This window comes from Ancylobacter moscoviensis, from assembly GCF_007559435.1.
GTDB classification, from domain to species: domain Bacteria; phylum Pseudomonadota; class Alphaproteobacteria; order Rhizobiales; family Xanthobacteraceae; genus Ancylobacter; species Ancylobacter moscoviensis.
Genome location: NZ_VMBP01000002.1, coordinates 621,434 through 638,339 on the forward strand (window position 1 = coordinate 621,434; position 16,906 = coordinate 638,339).

Sequence of the window (16,906 nt, forward strand, 5' to 3'; positions counted from 1 at the left end):
GCTCTTAAATCAGCCGGTCTGCGCGCTTCATGCCAATGCTGCCGGACAATAGTTCGAGCATAAGTCAGCCAACGCACAGGAAGAGGACATTCTCAACTTTGGCGTCCGCTGCCGACGCGCTGAGCTGCCCGACAGCGGACGCTTCCAATGTCTGCAATGGGTCAACTCGAGGCATTGCGCCTGATACACCCACGATTGCCGGGGCTCGGCCGCTACAACAAGCTCGCCTGGAAGTTGGTCGCCATCAGCGATACATGTGCCTCCAACGGCTGCCGCAGCTCGAACGCCTTCGGCTCGCGGGCAAAATTCCACAATCGCACTAGCCGCCAATCCTCGCGCCGCTCACTCGCTAAGGCCAGCTCATTGCGCGTGATGTGAAACGGCGTGCGCTCCCAGCCATTGGTCGTCTTCACCTCGATCAGCCGATCGCTGCCATTGGTGTCGAAGCTCAGGATGTCATAGCCAGCGCCATCACCATCGACATGCGACACCCAGCGGATGCGCTCGGCGAGATCGGTCCGGCCGGCGGCAAGCAGGCTGGCACGCTCATGGGCGAGAACGCGTTCCTCGCCGGCGCGGCCTAACGCACGATTGCGGGCATCACGCTCAGCCACGTCGTACTTCCGGGCGATGAGGGTCATCTGCTCGAGCTCGTCGGGCAGCGGCGCATTGCTGTGCGTCGGTGGCGGGCCGATCCACAACATTGCTTCCTCGCGAAGCGCTGACGGCGACGACCCCATTGCCATCCGCGTGGCTGGTGCGAGCCAATCCGGATGACGGTTGAGCCAGCGCACCACCGCATCGACGAGCGAGGCCTGGAAATTGAAGGCCGGTTTGTAACCCGAGATCCAGTCCTCCCCGAGCCCCTTGAGCACGGCGCTGATGTTCTGGTGCTTATATTCGATCGAACCGCGAGGGCGGTTAATCACCGCCTGTAGGAGGCGGTTATGTTCAGCCTTGCTGTAGGGCCGCTCGGCGATGTCATCGCCAAGCATCGCGAAATAATCCGCCACGATCGCGTCATTCTGCTCGTCGGACCAGTCACCGGCCATGGTAGCTCCCGTGCGAGCCGGCCAAGCTGGAAGAGGCCCGGATCATGCCAGCAATTGCACCGGCACACCGAGCGCCGGTCCGGCCTCGGCGAGCCGCTGGTCAAGCGTGTGCACCGTCGCGCCATGCTCCGACGCGACGGCAAGATGCAGAGCGTCACCCGCGCGAAGCCCCAAGCTATGCTGATCGGCAAACCGCGCCGCCGCCCGGAATTGCCCGCCCGTCACGGGCAACACTGTGAAGCTCTCGGCGACCAGCTTGTTGAACATGGCGAGCGCCGCCGCGCGTTGTTCCAGGCTGATCTGCCCGGTCCGCAGCTTGATCGCCATGGCCGACGACATCTCGGTGACGGTCCAGTCACTGATCAGAAGCTGGGCCGGGTCCTGCTCTGACAGCCACGCCTGAACACGCGGCGTCATCGCTTCGTTGGAGAGCGCCGCGACGATCAGCGACGTATCGAGATAGAGCATCAGTAGCGGTCGCCATCCCGCATCGAGCGCACGAGATCGGCGGCGCTCTGAGACTGCGGTGGCATTGCCGCCGTCAGCGTTTGAAGCAACGCGGCGTCGATCGGCTTGCGAGGTCTGGCCACGGCGGTGAGCCGCGCAACCGGCTTGCCGCGACGGGTGATGTCGATCGAATCGCCCGCTTCGACCCGGTCGACCAGTTCGCTCAGATGGGCTTTGGCGTCCGCCAGATTGATCGCATCCATGTCACGCTCCTGACCATGTAGATGGTCATATAGCGTATCGAGCTTAAGAATTCCAGCGATAGGCTCTTCGACGTTGCATGTTCTGATGCTTCAACCGGAAAGGCTACTTGGCCACGTCGGTTCAGGAAGCTCATTTCGGCCCATCCTCAGGCCCGACGGCCGTGATCTCCAACAGCGCCGGCCGCATCCAGGCCGGCGCCTGACGAACCGACGCGGCAAGCCGCTTCTTGTCGGTCACAGACAATGATCGAGCGGCGATCTGAGCGACATCATCAGCTCGTGTCGGACCGAGATGGCGAAGGGCTTGAACGATGGTACCTGCTGCATTTCCCGGAAGGATCAGGTGCTTGGGCGACGCATGACGTAGGTCGACCACACGCTTCCCGAGGGCAACCCGCCGAGACGGTCCGTCGGTTAGATAATTGGTCTGAGCTGGCACCTGGGTCGTCAGCCCGAGCAGATGGGCTGCGCGGGCGCCGGCGACCTGCACCTTCGAACCCGTCTCCCGCGCCAAAGCGCGTGCTACATCGTCCGGGTCCGGGGAAAGCTGTCCGAGCCTGAGATGGAGCTTGGGCAGATCGTAGAGGCCTCGCGACAGGCGGCGCAGCTTGCCGCTGCTTGCAAGGCGAGAGAGGGCCTGGTCGACAGTGGGGCGCTCGGCGAGATCGAGGAAGTCGCTAGGCGTGAACACGCTTCCTCGTCCGCTGGCCAAGGCTCGGGCCAAGATCCTGTTGGGCGTTGAGGAGCTCGGCCGATCCATATGTCAGAAAATATACCTATTTTTTCTGACATACAACGACGTCGCGGTCCCGCCTCCCAACGGAGGCGGATGGAACCACCGCACCTTGAGATGCGGTGGTTCCCGTTTCAGTCCGCAGAGCCGTCAGTAGGCTTTACCGGCCGGGTCTTGCGCTGATTGACATCCGGTCCGGGCGCGATCTTCGCCCGGCCCTCAAAACAGGCCTGGCGGCGTGCCTCCAGCCACGTTTCGACCTCCTCCAGGTCCCAAACGATGCATCGCGGCGAGAGATTGAAGCGGCGCGGGAATTCTCCGCGTTTCTCCATCTCGTAGATCGTGCTGTCAGCGAGCGGTACGATCAGCCGGAGCTCATGGCGCCGGATCGTTCGTGGTAGCCCGGTCAGCACGGTGGCGGGACCGGCGTATCCCGTCGGGTCTTGGTCGTCGTCGTCCTGATAGGGCATCATCAGGATGCGTACGCGGCTTGGCTTCTTGGTCATGTCTATCCTCCTGTGGTTGGAGGAGGTTTGATGCAGGTTTGGTTTTCTCCGGTCGCGTAGCTATCGTTGGATCGAGGCCTGACGGTACTTTTTGAGCGCGCTCGCGCTTCGAACGTCAGACCTGGAGAGGCATGCCGAGAGCCGATAGTAGTCGATAGATAGCTCGCGGAGGTCGGTCGAAATCCGTCAACGAAATCAAGACTGTAGAATTCTGACGGGCCTTGGGGCGGTAGTATTTGGGCGAGAAAATATTTTCTCTAACAAATTCAAGTTGTTGACATGGCCCTGAACAATCGAGTGGGAGTGACGGATACGAACGGCGGCGGTTCTCGCTGCCGTGTCGCTACCGCCCCTGCCTGTTTCAATTCCGGATGCGTCGGCCGCCGGAGCGTTGACAGCGGGTCGGGAAGCGGGTTCATAGCGCGCGTTGCGCCATAGAATGCCGCTGAATTCGCCGAGGCGAGCTCCGGCTTGTCAGTCGAGGCCCGTGCCGGCAATCTCAGTCCAGCAGGATGCTTGATGGGCAATATGCTGGGCATTGTCGCGTCGGGCTGCAGGACACAGGAAGTTCCGAAATCATGAACATGGATGTTGAGGGCGCCGATACCGGCAATGGTGGCGACATCGCTCTGGCCGGGCATCGGGCCGCGCTTCTCAGCCGCCGGTCGTTTCTGGTCGGCTCGGCCGTCGGTCTCGGCGCTTTCGGACTGGCCGGATGCGCGACGCCCGATGGCATGAGCCTCGCCGAGGCCGAGAAAGTCTACGGGCCGGTGCCCAGTGAGAAGTTCCCGATACCGGCGGTCGATGTCAGCAAGGTCGACCGGAAATATTACCGCCGGACCGTTCGCTACGAGACGAAGGAAGAGCCCGGGACGATCATCGTCGACCCCAGCAAATACTACGTTTATCGCATTGAAGGTGACGGGATGGCCACCCGCTACGGCGCCAATGTCGGCCGCGACGGGTTCCGGTGGAGCGGTGACGCCTATGTCGGGCGCAAGGGCGAATGGGCGGTCTGGACCCCGCCCAAGGAGATGATCCAGCGCCAGCCGGAAGCGGCGAAATACGCCCGCGGCATGCCGGGTGGCCTCGACAATCCGCTCGGTGCGCGCACACTCTATCTCTATCAGAACGGCGCCTACACGCTCTACACCATCTACGCCACCAGCGCCCCCGAGACGATCGGCTCGGGGATCACCAGCGGCTGCGTGGGCCTGCTCAGCCAGGACATGATCGACCTGTACGACCGCACGCCGGTGAAGACGAAGGTGGTCGTCCTGCCGGCATAGCCGCGTTCGCCTCGGCCCGCCGATTTTACCTTGGAACGGCCGGCATTCTGACCCGTTGACCTCCCGGGGCTAAAACCTGAACGGAGAGTCGAAATGGCGAACACGCAGCATCGCGGCGGCTCCGGCAATTTTGCCGAAGATCGTGAACGCGCCAGCGAAGCCGGCCGCAAGGGCGGGGAACACTCCCGCAGCGGCCAGCAGCACAGCCAGTCCGGCGACGAACAGCGCCAGCAGGGCGGGCAGCACGGCAAACCCGGCAATCTCACCAATGACCGGGAGCGTGCACGCGACGCCGGGCACAAGGGCGGCCAGCACTGACCGTCGCAGCAAAGCCTTTCCATCACAGGCTTTCAGGGGTCGTCCCGGCATGTGCCGGGCGACCCTTTGACATTCGATCGCTCGGGCGTGGTGGCGGTCCTGTCCCGAACTACGTCAGGGACGACCAGGGAATACCGCCGGAATCCTCCTCGGCGAACGCCCTTTCGCCCGGCCGCGATGCCGGCACGAGAATGACGATCTCATGCCCCTCGCGCATGGCCGTTGAGGCGGCCGCGACGACGCCTTCGAAGGCGGCCTGCTTGCTGGCATAGCTCCTGTCGATCTGTCCGTTGAGCTCGACCTGCCAGTCCGTCTCATTGCCGCGGATACGATAAATGTCCTGCGGGATTCGCCGTGCCGTCCGCATCGCTTCCTCCTGCACCTCGAACATGAAACGGCCCGGCACCCTCGGCGGTTCCGGGCCGTGGCCGGTGCCACGCATCTGCCGTTTGCCGTGGTTCGCGCAAAGCGGTGGGAACATCGCGACGGCTTCGCGCCTTATCGGTCGACGAAGGCTCCGGCGTCCGGTCCGTCCCCGGGGCTCGAAGGGAGGAGTGCGTGTCCCTGCGCGCGACCTGGAAAGGCTATCTCAAGCTCGGCGAAGTGGTCTGCGCGGTGGCGCTCTACACCGCCGTCTCGACCAGCGAGCGCGTGCGCCTGCACATGGTGAACCGCCGCACGGGCCACGCGCTGAACCGTCGCTTCATCGACCCCGAGACGCGGAAGGAGGTCGAGCGGGCGGATCAGGTGAAGGGCTACGAGATCGCCTCGGACGAGTATGTGACGCTCGATCCCGAGGAGATCGCCGCCGTGGTGCCGGCAGGCGACAAGACCCTGTCCGTGGAGGGCTTCATCCCCTGTGGCGAGGTCGACGATCTCTATTTCGACCGCCCGTATTATCTGCGCCCGGCGGATGAGGTCTCGCGCACGGGCTTCGCCGTCATCCGCGAGGGGCTGCGCCGCAAGCAGGTCGCGGCGCTGGCGAGGGGAGTGCTGTTCCGGCGCCCGCGTTCGCTGCTGATCCGGGCCTATGATCAGGGCATCGTCGCCACCACGCTGAACTATGACTACGAGGTCCGCTCGGTGGCCGAGGCCTTCGAGGATATTCCCGACGTGAAGATCGAGGGCGAAATGCTCGATCTCGCCCGGCACATCATCGACACCAGGATGGGGACCTTCCAGCCGGAAACCTTCGTCGACCGTTACGACGACGCGCTCGCCGAACTTGTCCGCGCCAAGATCGAGGGGCGGAAGATCGCCGTGCCGAAGGAGCCGGCACGCGGCAAGGTGGTGGACCTGATGGACGCGCTCCGGCGCAGCGCCGGGCTTTCCGGCAAGGAGGGCGCGAAGGGAGAGGCGGCGACGCGCGCCGGCAAGTCTTCCGCCGGCAAGTCTTCCGCCGGCAAATCGTCCACGCGCAAGACAGCCGCGCGCAAGACGGTCGCGCGCAAGGCTCTGGCCCGCAGGGCAGGATAGGCCATGCCGCTCGACGTCTACCGCCGCAAGCGCGACTTTTCCCTCACCTCCGAGCCTCGCGGCGCGCCCGCTTCCCGCGCGGGACACGCCTATCTGATCCAGAAGCACGCCGCCCGCCGCCTGCATTACGATCTGCGGCTGGAGATGGATGGCGTGCTCAAGAGCTGGGCGGTGACGCGCGGCCCCAGCCTCGTCCCCGGCGAGAAGCGCCTCGCCGTCCACGTCGAGGATCACCCGCTGGACTATGGAAGCTTCGAGGGCACGATCCCCAAGGGCCAGTATGGCGGCGGCACGGTGATGCTGTGGGACACCGGCCGCTGGACGCCGGTCGGCGATCCGCATGCCGGCTACGCCAAGGGCCATCTGGAATTCGAGCTGCACGGAAAGAAACTCGGCGGCCGCTGGCATCTCGTGCGCATGCATCCCCGGCGCGGCGAGAAGGCGGACAATTGGCTGCTGATCAAGGGCGAGGACGAGGCGGCCCGGCCGGAAGGCGCGGCCGACATTCTCGACGAGCGGCCGGAATCGGTGAAGACCGGCCGCAGCATGGACGAGATCGCGCAGGGCGCGCCCGCCCATCGCGGCGGCCGGGCGCGGAAACGCGCCGCCGCGCGGCCCGGCGTCATCGGCAAGGCTGCCTCGATCACCGCCGCCTCAATCCCCGCCGCCCCGATGCCGGATTTCGTCGAGCCGGAGCTGGCGACGCTGGTCGCCGCGACTCCCGGCGGCAAGGGCTGGCTGCACGAGATCAAGTTTGACGGCTATCGCCTGGAAGCCCGCATCGACGCCTCTGCCTCCCCGGGAAAGCGGGTCCGGCTGCTCACCCGGTCCGGTCTCGACTGGACCGGGCGCTTCGGGTCTGCGCTCGTCGCTGCCCTGGGAAAGCTGCCCGTCGAGACGGCGCTGATCGACGGCGAGCTGGTGGTGGAGACCGAGGCCGGCGCCTCGAACTTCTCCCTTCTGCAGCAGGACCTTGCCGAAGGTCGGCGCGACCGCTTCGTCTTCTACGTCTTCGACCTCCTCTTTCTCGACGGCCGCGACCTGCGCGACAGCCCGCTGCGGGTCCGCAAGGAGGCTCTGGCGAAGGTGATGGAAAGCGCGCCGCCGCCGCTGAGGCTGAGCGAGCCCTTCGAGGTCGACGGCCCCACCATGCTGCGCCACGCCTGCCGCCTCAGCCTCGAGGGGCTGGTGTCCAAGCGCATGGCCTCGCCCTACCGTTCCGGCCGGGGCAAGGACTGGCTGAAGTCCAAATGCGCCTTCCGGCAGGAATTCGTCATCGGCGGCTTCGTGCCCTCGACCGCGCAGAAGGGCGCCGTCGGCTCGCTGGTGCTGGGCGTGTACGAGGATGGCCGGCTGCGCCATGTGGGCCGCGTGGGCACCGGCTTCTCCCAGCGCGTGGCGCGCGAGCTGCGCGAGCGCCTGTCCACCTTGGAGCGCGACCGCAGCCCCTTTGCCGGGTCGCTCTCGGCGGAGGAGCGGCGCGGCGTCGCCTATGTCACGCCCGAGCTGGTCGCGGAGATCGAGTTCCGCGGCTGGACCGGCGAGCAGCATCTGCGCCACGCGGCCTTCCGGGGCTTGCGCGAGGACAAGCCGGCGCGTGAGATCGTGCGCGAGGATGGGCCTGCGGCGCAGGGGGCGCCTGCCAGGGAGGGGAAGATGCCGCGCAGCGGGGTGAAGCTCACCCATCCGGATCGCATCTACTGGCCGGAAGACGGCGTCACCAAGCAGGGCCTCGCGGATTACTACGCGCAGGTCTGGTCTTTCATCGCCCCCTTCATCGTCGCGCGCCCGCTGGCCCTGTTGCGCTGTCCGGACGGCATTGCCCAGGCCTGCTTCTTCCAGAAGCACTCCTGGCGCGGCATCAATCGCGCGATCAAGGTGAAGAAGGACACGGACGGCGAGGAACTGCTCGTCATCGACGATTTCGACGGCCTGACGGCGCTGGTGCAGGCCGGCGCGCTGGAAATCCATCCCTGGGGCGCGCCGCTGGCGGATATCGAGCGGCCGGACACGATGATCTTCGATCTCGATCCCGGCGAGGATGTCGCGTGGTCCGACGTCGTTGCCGGTGCGCGCGAGGTGCGCGCCCGGCTGGAGGCGGTGGGACTGCCGACCTTCGTCAAGACGTCCGGCGGCAAGGGCCTGCACGTCGTCGTGCCGCTGGAGCCGAAGGCCGGGTGGAACGCGGTGAAGGACTTCGCCAAAGGCATCGCCGAGGCGATGGAGGCGGACGATCCGCAGCGCTACATCGCCGTGGCCACCAAGGCCCGGCGCAAGGGCCGCATCTTCGTGGATTATCTGCGCAATGCGCGCGGCGCGACGGCGATTGCCCCCTATGGCGTGCGGGCCCGGCCCGGTGCGGCGGTCGCCATGCCGGTGGCGTGGGAAGAGCTCGATCAACTGACGGGCGCGGCGCAGTTCACGCTCGACACCGCGCCGTCGCGCCTCGCCAACCTGTCGTCCGATCCGTGGAGCGGCTTCCGCAGGGCCGCCGCGCCGCTGCCCTCCGCTGCCGGCGGCAAGCGGCGCACGCCCTGACGCCGTCGGCGCGCGGGTGGGGCATGCGGGTCACTTGCCGGGGCGTTTGCGCGCTTCTTCGGCCGCGAGGCTCTTCTTCAGCGCCGCCGTGATGTCCACGACGTTGGTGGGCGTCTCGCCGCCGCCGCGCCCGCGCCGTGCCTTGGTGGGACGCCGGCGCTTCTTCTTGTCCTCGATCAGCGCCCGCAGGTTCTCCTGCAGGGGATCGTGCACGAGCGTCCTGTCCCAGTCGCGGGTGCGCCGGTCGATCAGCCGGGAGACGAGGCCGACGAGATCCGGGTCCGCCTTGCCGTCGATGTCCTCGAAATAGCCCTCCGGCGCGCGCAGCTCGTCCGCATAGTGCAGGGTCCACAGCACGATGCCCCGCTCGCGCGGCTCCAGCATCACCGGGCGCTCGCGCCGGTACATCACCAGCCGGGAAAGGCCGACCGTGCCGGTCAGGGCCATCGCCTCGCGGATGACGGCGAAGGCTTCCTCGCCGACGGGATCGTCCGGCATGAGGAAGTGCGGCTTGTCGTACCAGAGCCATTCGATGCTGTCGGCGCGCACGAAGGTCTCGATGTCGATGGTGCGCGTGCTTTCCAGCGCAACGGCATCGAGTTCGTCGTCCTCGATGACAACGTAGTTTCCCGGTTCGCGCTCGTAGCCGCGCGCCTGGTCGTCGTCATCGACCCGCCTGCCGCTTTCGGCGTCGATATAGATGCCCTCGACCCGGTTTCCGGTCGCCTTGTTCAGCGTATGGAACCGGATCTTCTCCGCCTCGCCGGTCGCCGGCGTCATGGCCACCGGGCAGGTGACGAGCGAGAGCTTGAGATAGCCCTTCCAGAAGCCGCGTGATGCCATGGGCGCTGCCCTTCCGCGACACGTTCATGCGTGTTGGGGGAACAAGCGGCGAGGCCGGCGGAGGTTCCCGAATTCGGGAACCGCGTCAGAGCCGGCCGCCCACCTCGTCGAGATGGCCCAGCAGGTCGGCGGGGTCCTCGAAGACGCGATAGGCGCCGGCGCCCCGCAGCTCGGCGTCGCCATAGCCGCCCGACAGCAGGCCGATCCCGAGCGCGCCGCACCGCACCGCCGCCAGCATGTCCCATATGCTGTCGCCGACGACCGCCGTCGTGCGGATGTCGACGCCCAGCCGCTCGGCCGCCGCGAGGAACAGGTCGGGGTCCGGCTTGGCGTAGCGGACCTGATCGCGGGTGACGATAGGCACGGCGCTCGGGTCGATGCCGAGCGCGGCGATGTTGGGCGCCGCGGTCTCCATCCGGCCGCTGGTCGCGATCGCCCAGTCGATGCCGTTGGCCGTCAGCGTCGACAGCAGCGCGCGTGCTCCCGGCAGCGGGCGGACCGTGCCCGACAGCCGGTTGTAGGCTTCCGCATGCCGGCGGCGAAGGCGGTCGATCCGCTCGTCGCTGATCTCCACCTGCGTCTCGCGCAGCAGCTGGTTGGTGAAGAGGCCGCCGCTCATGCCGATCTTGCGGTGGATGCGCCAGAAGGACAGCTCGATGCCCTCCTGGTCCAGAGCTTCCTTCCACGCGGCGACGTGCTGGTAGACGCTGTCGACCAGCGTCCCGTCGAGGTCGAAAAGAAAGCTCGTCTTCACATGCATCTCGACACCTCGCGATTGAGACATCCCGGCCTTCGCCGGGCCGGGCCCGATGAGGGGAGGTAGGGCGGGCTACGGCTTTTTCATCCGGCGCTCGACCGCCGGCGCCACCATGCCGGGAATATACGCGTCGGAGATGAAGGAACGGCAATGGGTCTCGAACGCCTGCAGCAGGCGGGATTTCTTGAACTGCGAGACCGTGGCGGTGCCGATCACCATCGGCCGGTGGTCGCCGGCGAGGCGCACCTTCACCACCCGCCGGCCGTCGAGCGCGAGGTCCGAGCGGGGGCGCACATTGGCGAGGGTGTAGCCGTAGCCGTTGGCCACCATGGTCCGCACCACCTCCTGATGGGCGGAGCGCGAATGGATCTTCGGCTGCAGGCCTTCCTTCAGGAACAGCGCGAGGAAATATTCGGAGCTGAGCGGCAGGTCGAGGAGGATGAGCGGCTGCTCGGCCAGTTCCTGCAGGCTGACGGCGGAGAGCCGCGCGAAGGGATGCGCCTCGCTCACCACCACATGCGCCGGCAGGCTGGCCAGCGGCGTGAAGGCGATGCCGTCGGGAATCTGCAGGTCGTAGGTGACGGCGATGTCGATCTCGGCCCGCCGCAGCCCTTCGAGCAGCCATTCCTGGTTCGCTTCCACATGGCGGATCTGCGTGCCGGGAAAAGCCGACATGAAGCCGTGGGACAGCTCCGGGATGATCATCGGCGCCAGCGTCACCATGCAGCCGACCGAGAGCTGCCCGCGTACCTGATCGGTAGCCTCCGAGGCGACGGCGTAAAGGCCCTCCGCCTGCTCGATCAGATGCTTGGCCTCGGCCAGCAGCTTGCGCCCCACGGGCGTCAGCGACAGGCCCTGAGCGTGATGGCGGACGAAGAGCTGGACCCCGAGCTCCTGCTCCAGATGGCTGATCGCCGTGGAGATGGACGGCTGGGAAATGCTGATGCGCTCGGAAGCGAGCGTGATCGAGCCGGTCTCGCCGGCGGCGATGAAATATTCGAGCTGCCTCAGCGTGTAGCGCATGGAGGGTTCCATACCCTGTTCCGAGGCGCCGCGCGAGTTGTCCCCGCGCGGGGAGCTTGCGCGAAGCCGGGCCCGCCGAAGGGAGCCCGGCTTCGGCCGTCGGAGGGAACTACTCGTCGCCGGGAACGCCGTAGCTCGGTGCCGCCACCGGCTCCAGCGCCCGCTGCACATAGGCCTCCATCTGCGGCTTGTAGAGTTCCCACAGCGCCGCGAGACGGCCGATCGGGTCGGTCTCGTCCCAGTCCACGCGCAGGTCGGCGATGGGCCAGGCTTCCTCTCCCGCCATCAGCAGGCCGGCGGAGTGGACGGGCCCGGCTTCGCCCCCGGAGGCAAGGCCGGCCTGAAGGGCGGCGATCAGCCGGTCGCCCAGCTCTCCTTCCGCCGCCTCGAACGCCGCCACCATCGCGGCGGGCACGGTGGGGGCGGCGAGCAGGTTGCCGGCGGCCACGCAATCGCGTCCCTCCGCCACGCCCCAGGTGCCGAGCGTACCGGAGCCGGAGAAGGTGGAGGTCCGGCCGGCGGCATCGACGGCGGTGAGCTGGCGGTGGTCGATATGGGCACGCGAGCTGGCCAGCGCCTCGAGTGCGGCCGGCGCGGAAGCGCCGAGCGCCATCAGGTCGAGCGCCGCGGGCCCCAGCCGCGGGTCGGTGATGTTCTGGGAACACACGGCGCCGACGCCCGCGCGCACATGGGCGCAGCGGGCGGCCACCGCCGGCGATGAGGAGGAGATGACGATGCCGAAGCGGCCCGTCTTCGCGCAGCGCGCGGCGATGGAGAAGGTCATGGCTTCGATCCAGACGCCATCAATCCGGGATCACGGCCGTGGCGTCGATCTCGACCAGCCAGCTGGGGCGGGCGAGGGCGACCACGACGAGGCCGGTGCACACCGGGTGCACGCCTTTGATGTACTCGCCCATGGTGCGGTAGACCGCCTCGCGATGGCGCACATCGGTGAGATACACCACCAGCTTGCACACATGCTCCATCGTGCCGCCGGACTCCTGGACGAGCTGGCGGATGTTCTGCATCACCTTGTGGGTCTGGGCGACGGGGTCGCCGATGCCCACGTCTTCCGCCGTGTCGAGATCCTGCGGGCACTGGCCGCGCAGGAAGATGGTGGCGCCGCGCGCGACGACCGCCTGGGCGAGATCGTTGTCGAGGCGCTGCTCGGGATAGGTCTTGGCGGTGTTGAACGGGCGGATGCGGCGATGGATCATTTCATTACCTCGAAGTGACGTCAGGTCGTGGAAGGCAGTGTCGGGGCGGTCCGTCTTCAGTTCCGCGCTCGGGGGCGGCTCACTCGGCCGCCGCGCGGTTCATGGACGGGTCGAACCATCGGGAAATGGCGCTGTCGCCGGCCGTTCGCGTCGCGGTTCCCAGCACCCGGTCGGAAAGGCCGGCGGACTTCTTCACCAGTTCCAGCGGGCCGTCCCAATCGAAGTTGCGGTAGACCGCGGCCAGATGGGCGAAGGGCGGGGACTGGGCGAAGAGCTGGAAGGTCAGGCGGTGGCCCGCATGGTCCGAGTTCAGGATGTCGCGGGCGAAGGCCAGCAGCTTGCGCCGGTCGTCCGCCACCCAGTCCTCGTTGACGGTATAGAACTTGTCGAGCCAGGGCTTGGTGTCCGGGTGGGCGAAAGCCGCCGCGTCCGGCGTCACGCAGATCTGGCCGCCGCACAGCTCGCGCGCGATGTGCATCATCTCGTGGAGTTGCGAGCAGGCCAGCACCCGCCCGGCATAGAGCAGCGACTGGTTCGGCATCAGCAGCCCGCCGGGCGAGCGCTCGGCGAGGGTGACGGCGGCGGTCAGGTGGGCGTTGATGCCCTCCCGGTAGACCGCGAGCTGGGAGAGCTTCTCCTGCACCGCCTGCTGCCGGTCGAGCCCGGTCTGGCGCACGTTGAACAGGGCCGCGCCGATGAGCATGTCGGCGAACATCAGGTTGCGCTGCACGAAGGCGAAGGCCGAATAGCGGTGCAGCGTCGCGCGGATGAACATCGCCGCCCGGGTGTGCCGGTAGAACAGCACGTTCTCCCAGGGGATCAGCACGTCGTCGAAGATGACGAGGGCGTCCACCTCGTCGAAACGGTTGGAGACCGGATAGTCCTCGATGGGCTTCTGCCCGGCGAAGCCGGTGCGGCAGATGAACTTGATGCCCGGCGAGCCGAGATCGCAGATGAAGCCCACCGCATAGTCCGAATAGGCGCTGTCGCCCCAGTTCGCGATGGTGGGCTTGGTGAAGGCCTGGTTGGCGTAGGCGGCGGCGGTTTCGAACTTCGCCCCGCGCACGACGATCCCGGCATCCGTCTCCTTCACCACATGCAGCAGCATGTCCGGGTCCTGCTCCTGCGGGGGCTTGGAGCGGTCGCCCTTCGGGTCGGTGTTGGCCGAGACGTGGAACGGGTCGGTGTGCAGCACCTTGTCGATGTGGTTGCGGATGTTCTCGGAGAAGCGCGGGTCGACCTCGTTGAGCACGTCCTGCCCGTCGAACAGCGACCACATCTCCCCGACGGCCTCGTCCCCGACGCGGGTGACGACACCGCCGACGTCCTGCAGCACGCAGTCGGTGGCGCGGCGCTTGTCCCACCAGTCCTGCTGGGTGATGGGCAGTTTGTTGCCGATGCCGTTGACCTCGCCGTCCTGGGTGAAGGTCATCACGTCGCGGGTCTTGGCGTCCCACTGCATGTCGTAGATGCGCGCGCGGATATCGACCAGCGGCTTGAACATGGGGTGGGACGGCACGTCCTTCACCCGTTCGCCGTTGATGTAGACCTCGCGGCCGTCGCGGATCGACTCGAGATACTGCGCGCCCGTGCGGATCATGAGGTGACCTTTATGGAGTGGCAGGGATCCCGGGGCGGTCCGGCCGGCGACTGTGCGTCCATGGGCCCGATCTTGGCGCGGTGCCGGTACCAAGGGAAATATTCGTTTCCGGCCCCTTGCTTCGGAAAGGCCGAAGCATCCGGCCTTCGGTGCGACACTCTTCCTAGGCAGGCGGTGCCGTGGAAGAAGGCCGGCAGGCCTAGGCGGCCAGCCGGTCGAGCAGGCGGTCCATCATGCGGTCGCACGAGGCGAGCTGGTCGAGGCTGATGAACTCGTCCGGCTTGTGCCCCTGATCCATGGAGCCCGGCCCGCAAATGACGGTCGGGATGGAAAGGCGGCTATCGAACAGCCCGCCTTCCGTGCCGAAGGCCACCTTGAAGGTCGCGGGATCCTCGACCAGAAGCCGCACGAAATCGACGATCGGCGCGTCGGCCGGCGTGGCGAGGCCGGGATAGGTGTTCACCACGTCGACCACGATGTCGGCCTGCGGAAACGCGCCCTTGCGCTGCTCGACCAGCTTCGCGGCGCCGTCCATCAGCCGGTTCAGGATCTGCGAGGCGTCGTCCTGCGCGATATTGCGGATCTCGAAATCGACCGTGCAGCGGTTCGGTACGATGTTGAGCGCCGTGCCGCCGCCGATCACCCCGGCATGTACCGTCGTGTAGGGAATGTCGTAGTCGGGATCGCGCGCGCCCTCAGTGGCGAGACGGTCCTGCTGCTCGCGCAGCACGCCGACGAAGTCGCAGGCCAGATGGATCGCGTTGAGCGCCTTGGGGGCGAGCGCGGAATGGCCTTCCACGCCGCAGCAGGTGGCGCGCGCCGCCAGCTTGCCCTTGTGGCCCGTGGCGATGCGCAGCGCGGTCGGCTCGCCGACGATGCACATGTGCGGGCGCACCGGCGCCTGTTCCATGCGCTCGATCAGCGAGCGCACGCCGACGCAGCCGACTTCCTCGTCATGGCTGAGGGCGAGGTGCAGCGGCGTTGAAAGCTCGCGCCCCGCCGCCCGCTCGGCGAGAGCGAGCGCCGCGGCGACGAAGCCCTTCATGTCGGCGGTGCCGCGCCCATAGGCGCGCCCGTCCTCGACCCGCAGGCGGAACGGATCGCTGCTCCAGGATTGGCCTTCCACCGGCACGACGTCCGTATGGCCGGAGAGCATGATCCCGGGCCTGTCGGCCGGGCCGATCGTGGCGAAGAGGTTGGCCTTGCGCCCGTCCGGCGTCGCGACGATCTGCGCCTCGATGCCGCGCGCGGCGAGGAAATCATGCACGAAGGCGATCAGCTCGCGGTTGGGATCGCGGCTGACGGTCGGAAAGGCGATCAGCCGGTCGAGAAGCTCGAGCGTATTCATAGGTACAGATGACGCACCGCGTCGTTCTCCAGCAGCTCGGAAGCCTTGCCGGAGGCGACCACGCGCCCCTTTACCAGCATGATGCCGCGATGGGCGATCGACAGGGCGGTCTCGGCGTTCTGCTCGATGAGCAGCACCGTCGTGCCGCGCCGGTTGATCTCCGCGACCGTGTCGAAATACTCGTCGATCAGCTTCGGCGAAAGCCCGAGCGAGGGCTCGTCCATGATGACGAGCTTCGGCGCACCGATCAGCGCGCGCGCCAGCGCCACCATCGCCTGCTCGCCGCCGGAGAGCGTGCCGGCGCGCTGGCTGATGCGCTCGCGCACCCGCGGGAACAGCTCCAGCATGGCCTCCAGCCGGTCGGCGAAGCGTCCCTCAGCCCGCTGCGCCTCGAAGCCGAGGCGGATATTGTCGCGCACGCTGATGTCGGCGAACAGGCGGCGGCCTTCCGGCACGAAGCCGATGCCGAGCGCACTCAGCGCTTCGGTCCGCGTCGCCGCGAGCTCCTGCCCCATGATGCGGATGCGGCCGCCGGCCAGCGGCAGCAGGCCGGAGATGGCGCGGAAGGTCGTGGTCTTGCCGGCGCCGTTGGGGCCGAGAACGCAGACCACCTCGCCGGCCTCGACCTTGAAGGAGACGTCGCGCAACATGGCGACGACGCCGTAATTGGTGTCGACCTTGTCAAGCTCCAGCATGCTGCGCCGCCTTGCGTCCGAGATAGGCTTCCTGAACCCGCGGTATCTTGCGGATCTCCTCATAGGGCCCGTCGGCCAGCTTCTGCCCGTAATCGAGCACCATCACCCGGTGCGGCAGGCTCGCCACGAGCCGCATGTCGTGCTCGATGATCATGAGCGCGAGATCGGGCCGCTGGGCGCACACGGCGCGGATGTCGTCCATCAGCGCGTCGGTGTCGGCGTCGTCCATGCCGGAGGAGGGCTCGTCCAGCAGCAGCACCTTGGGATCGGTGGCGAGCGCCCGCGCGATTTCCAGGCGCCGACGGTCCGCCTGCGCCAGTTCGCCGGCCGGGCGGTGGCGCTGCTCGTGCAGGCCGCGCGAGACGCTCTTCAGCAGCGTCTCGGCATGGGCGGCGGCGGCGTCCAGCTCCGCCTTGGCGCGCCCGCGCCGGAAGATGGCGTCGAACACGCCCGCCTTCGTGTGGGTGTGGCGGCCGATGATCACGTTGTCGAGCACGCTGAGGTCGCCGAACAGCCGGCTCGATTGGAAGGTGCGGGCGATGCCGCGCGCGACGATCTTGTGCGCGGGAACGCCGTTCAGGCGCTCGCCCTCCAGCCGCACCTCGCCCGAGGACGGGATGTAGATGCCGGTGATGATGTTCAGCAGCGTCGACTTGCCGGCGCCGTTCGGCCCGATGATGCCGAGGATTTCGCCGCGCTTCAGCGTGAAGGCGACTTCCGCCATGGCGACGAGGCCGCCGAAGCGCATGGTGAGGTTTTCGCCCTCGAGGACGACGGGGGAGGAGGCAGTAAGGCCCATGG

General features: G+C 67.3%; 19 protein-coding genes. 4 read left to right on the top strand and 15 right to left on the bottom strand.

Features of this window, described 5'->3' with window-relative positions; genetic code table 11:
- Positions 1–212 precede the first annotated feature (212 nt).
- The 5 genes from FO470_RS09025 to FO470_RS09045 all read right to left on the bottom strand — a co-directional run bounded on the left by FO470_RS09025 (position 213) and on the right by FO470_RS09045 (position 3,001).
- The gene (locus FO470_RS09025; RefSeq protein ID WP_144342593.1) at positions 213–1,052 is read right to left on the bottom strand and encodes a protein NO VEIN domain-containing protein; all 840 of its coding nucleotides are present in this window, start codon (positions 1,050–1,052) and stop codon (positions 213–215) included.
- A gap of 42 nt (positions 1,053–1,094) precedes the next feature.
- Complete coding sequence (locus FO470_RS09030) at positions 1,095–1,520, bottom strand: type II toxin-antitoxin system VapC family toxin (protein WP_144342594.1); 426 nt, start codon at positions 1,518–1,520, stop codon at positions 1,095–1,097.
- Positions 1,520–1,762 (bottom strand): type II toxin-antitoxin system Phd/YefM family antitoxin, encoded by a 243-nt coding sequence (locus FO470_RS09035; protein WP_144342595.1) that lies wholly within the window; start codon positions 1,760–1,762, stop codon positions 1,520–1,522. The genes FO470_RS09030 and FO470_RS09035 overlap by 1 nt, the downstream gene beginning before the upstream one ends.
- Before the next feature lie 130 nt (positions 1,763–1,892).
- A complete protein-coding gene (locus FO470_RS09040) occupies positions 1,893–2,522 on the bottom strand; it encodes a DUF6088 family protein (protein WP_210244917.1) in 630 nt (209 codons plus the stop codon).
- 107 nt (positions 2,523–2,629) lie between these two features.
- The gene (locus tag FO470_RS09045) at positions 2,630–3,001 is read right to left on the bottom strand and encodes a helix-turn-helix transcriptional regulator (protein WP_144342597.1); all 372 of its coding nucleotides are present in this window, start codon (positions 2,999–3,001) and stop codon (positions 2,630–2,632) included.
- 584 nt (positions 3,002–3,585) lie between these two features.
- On the opposite strand from FO470_RS09045, the gene FO470_RS09050 reads away from it, so the two are divergent.
- Both FO470_RS09050 and FO470_RS09055 read left to right on the top strand, forming a co-directional pair.
- Positions 3,586–4,290 (top strand): L,D-transpeptidase, encoded by a 705-nt coding sequence (locus FO470_RS09050; protein WP_144342837.1) that lies wholly within the window; start codon positions 3,586–3,588, stop codon positions 4,288–4,290.
- 93 nt (positions 4,291–4,383) lie between these two features.
- A complete protein-coding gene (locus FO470_RS09055) occupies positions 4,384–4,608 on the top strand; it encodes a con-10 family general stress protein (RefSeq protein WP_144342598.1) in 225 nt (74 codons plus the stop codon).
- A 109-nt stretch (positions 4,609–4,717) separates the two neighbouring features.
- Here FO470_RS09055 and FO470_RS09060 read toward each other — a convergent pair whose 3' ends face one another.
- Positions 4,718–4,999 carry a hypothetical protein gene (locus tag FO470_RS09060; RefSeq protein WP_246659529.1) on the bottom strand — a complete coding sequence of 94 codons (282 nt, stop codon included), beginning with the start codon at positions 4,997–4,999 and terminating at the stop codon, positions 4,718–4,720.
- A gap of 167 nt (positions 5,000–5,166) precedes the next feature.
- Between FO470_RS09060 and ku (FO470_RS09065) the strand changes: the two genes are divergently transcribed.
- Together ku (FO470_RS09065) and ligD are read left to right on the top strand one after the other, a co-directional pair.
- Positions 5,167–6,084: a non-homologous end joining protein Ku gene (gene ku / locus FO470_RS09065; protein ID WP_144342599.1), complete on the top strand. Its 918-nt coding sequence runs from the start codon at positions 5,167–5,169 to the stop codon at positions 6,082–6,084.
- Between the two features lie 3 nt (positions 6,085–6,087).
- A complete protein-coding gene (ligD, locus tag FO470_RS09070) occupies positions 6,088–8,622 on the top strand; it encodes a DNA ligase D (RefSeq protein ID WP_144342600.1) in 2,535 nt (844 codons plus the stop codon).
- 30 nt (positions 8,623–8,652) lie between these two features.
- On the opposite strand, the gene ku (FO470_RS09075) is transcribed toward ligD, so the two are convergent.
- The 9 genes from ku (FO470_RS09075) to FO470_RS09115 form a co-directional block, all read right to left on the bottom strand.
- Entirely contained in the window at positions 8,653–9,465 is an 813-nt protein-coding gene (ku, locus tag FO470_RS09075) for a non-homologous end joining protein Ku (RefSeq protein WP_144342601.1), read from the bottom strand.
- Positions 9,466–9,550: 85 nt separating this feature from the next.
- The gene (locus tag FO470_RS09080; RefSeq protein ID WP_144342839.1) at positions 9,551–10,225 is read right to left on the bottom strand and encodes an HAD family hydrolase; all 675 of its coding nucleotides are present in this window, start codon (positions 10,223–10,225) and stop codon (positions 9,551–9,553) included.
- Between the two features lie 69 nt (positions 10,226–10,294).
- On the bottom strand, positions 10,295–11,245 hold the full coding sequence (locus FO470_RS09085) for a LysR family transcriptional regulator (RefSeq protein WP_144342602.1): 951 nt from the start codon (positions 11,243–11,245) through the stop codon (positions 10,295–10,297).
- 109 nt (positions 11,246–11,354) lie between these two features.
- The gene (locus FO470_RS09090) at positions 11,355–12,029 is read right to left on the bottom strand and encodes a DUF1028 domain-containing protein (protein ID WP_144342603.1); all 675 of its coding nucleotides are present in this window, start codon (positions 12,027–12,029) and stop codon (positions 11,355–11,357) included.
- Between the two features lie 19 nt (positions 12,030–12,048).
- Complete coding sequence (locus FO470_RS09095; protein ID WP_144342604.1) at positions 12,049–12,462, bottom strand: RidA family protein; 414 nt, start codon at positions 12,460–12,462, stop codon at positions 12,049–12,051.
- A 79-nt stretch (positions 12,463–12,541) separates the two neighbouring features.
- Complete coding sequence (locus FO470_RS09100; protein ID WP_144342605.1) at positions 12,542–14,062, bottom strand: 4-hydroxyphenylacetate 3-hydroxylase family protein; 1,521 nt, start codon at positions 14,060–14,062, stop codon at positions 12,542–12,544.
- Between the two features lie 199 nt (positions 14,063–14,261).
- Entirely contained in the window at positions 14,262–15,410 is a 1,149-nt protein-coding gene (argE, locus tag FO470_RS09105; protein ID WP_144342606.1) for an acetylornithine deacetylase, read from the bottom strand.
- On the bottom strand, positions 15,407–16,105 hold the full coding sequence (locus tag FO470_RS09110; RefSeq protein WP_144342607.1) for an ABC transporter ATP-binding protein: 699 nt from the start codon (positions 16,103–16,105) through the stop codon (positions 15,407–15,409). The genes argE and FO470_RS09110 overlap by 4 nt, the downstream gene beginning before the upstream one ends.
- The gene (locus FO470_RS09115; RefSeq protein ID WP_144342608.1) at positions 16,092–16,904 is read right to left on the bottom strand and encodes an ABC transporter ATP-binding protein; all 813 of its coding nucleotides are present in this window, start codon (positions 16,902–16,904) and stop codon (positions 16,092–16,094) included. The genes FO470_RS09110 and FO470_RS09115 overlap by 14 nt, the downstream gene beginning before the upstream one ends.
- Positions 16,905–16,906 lie beyond the last annotated feature (2 nt).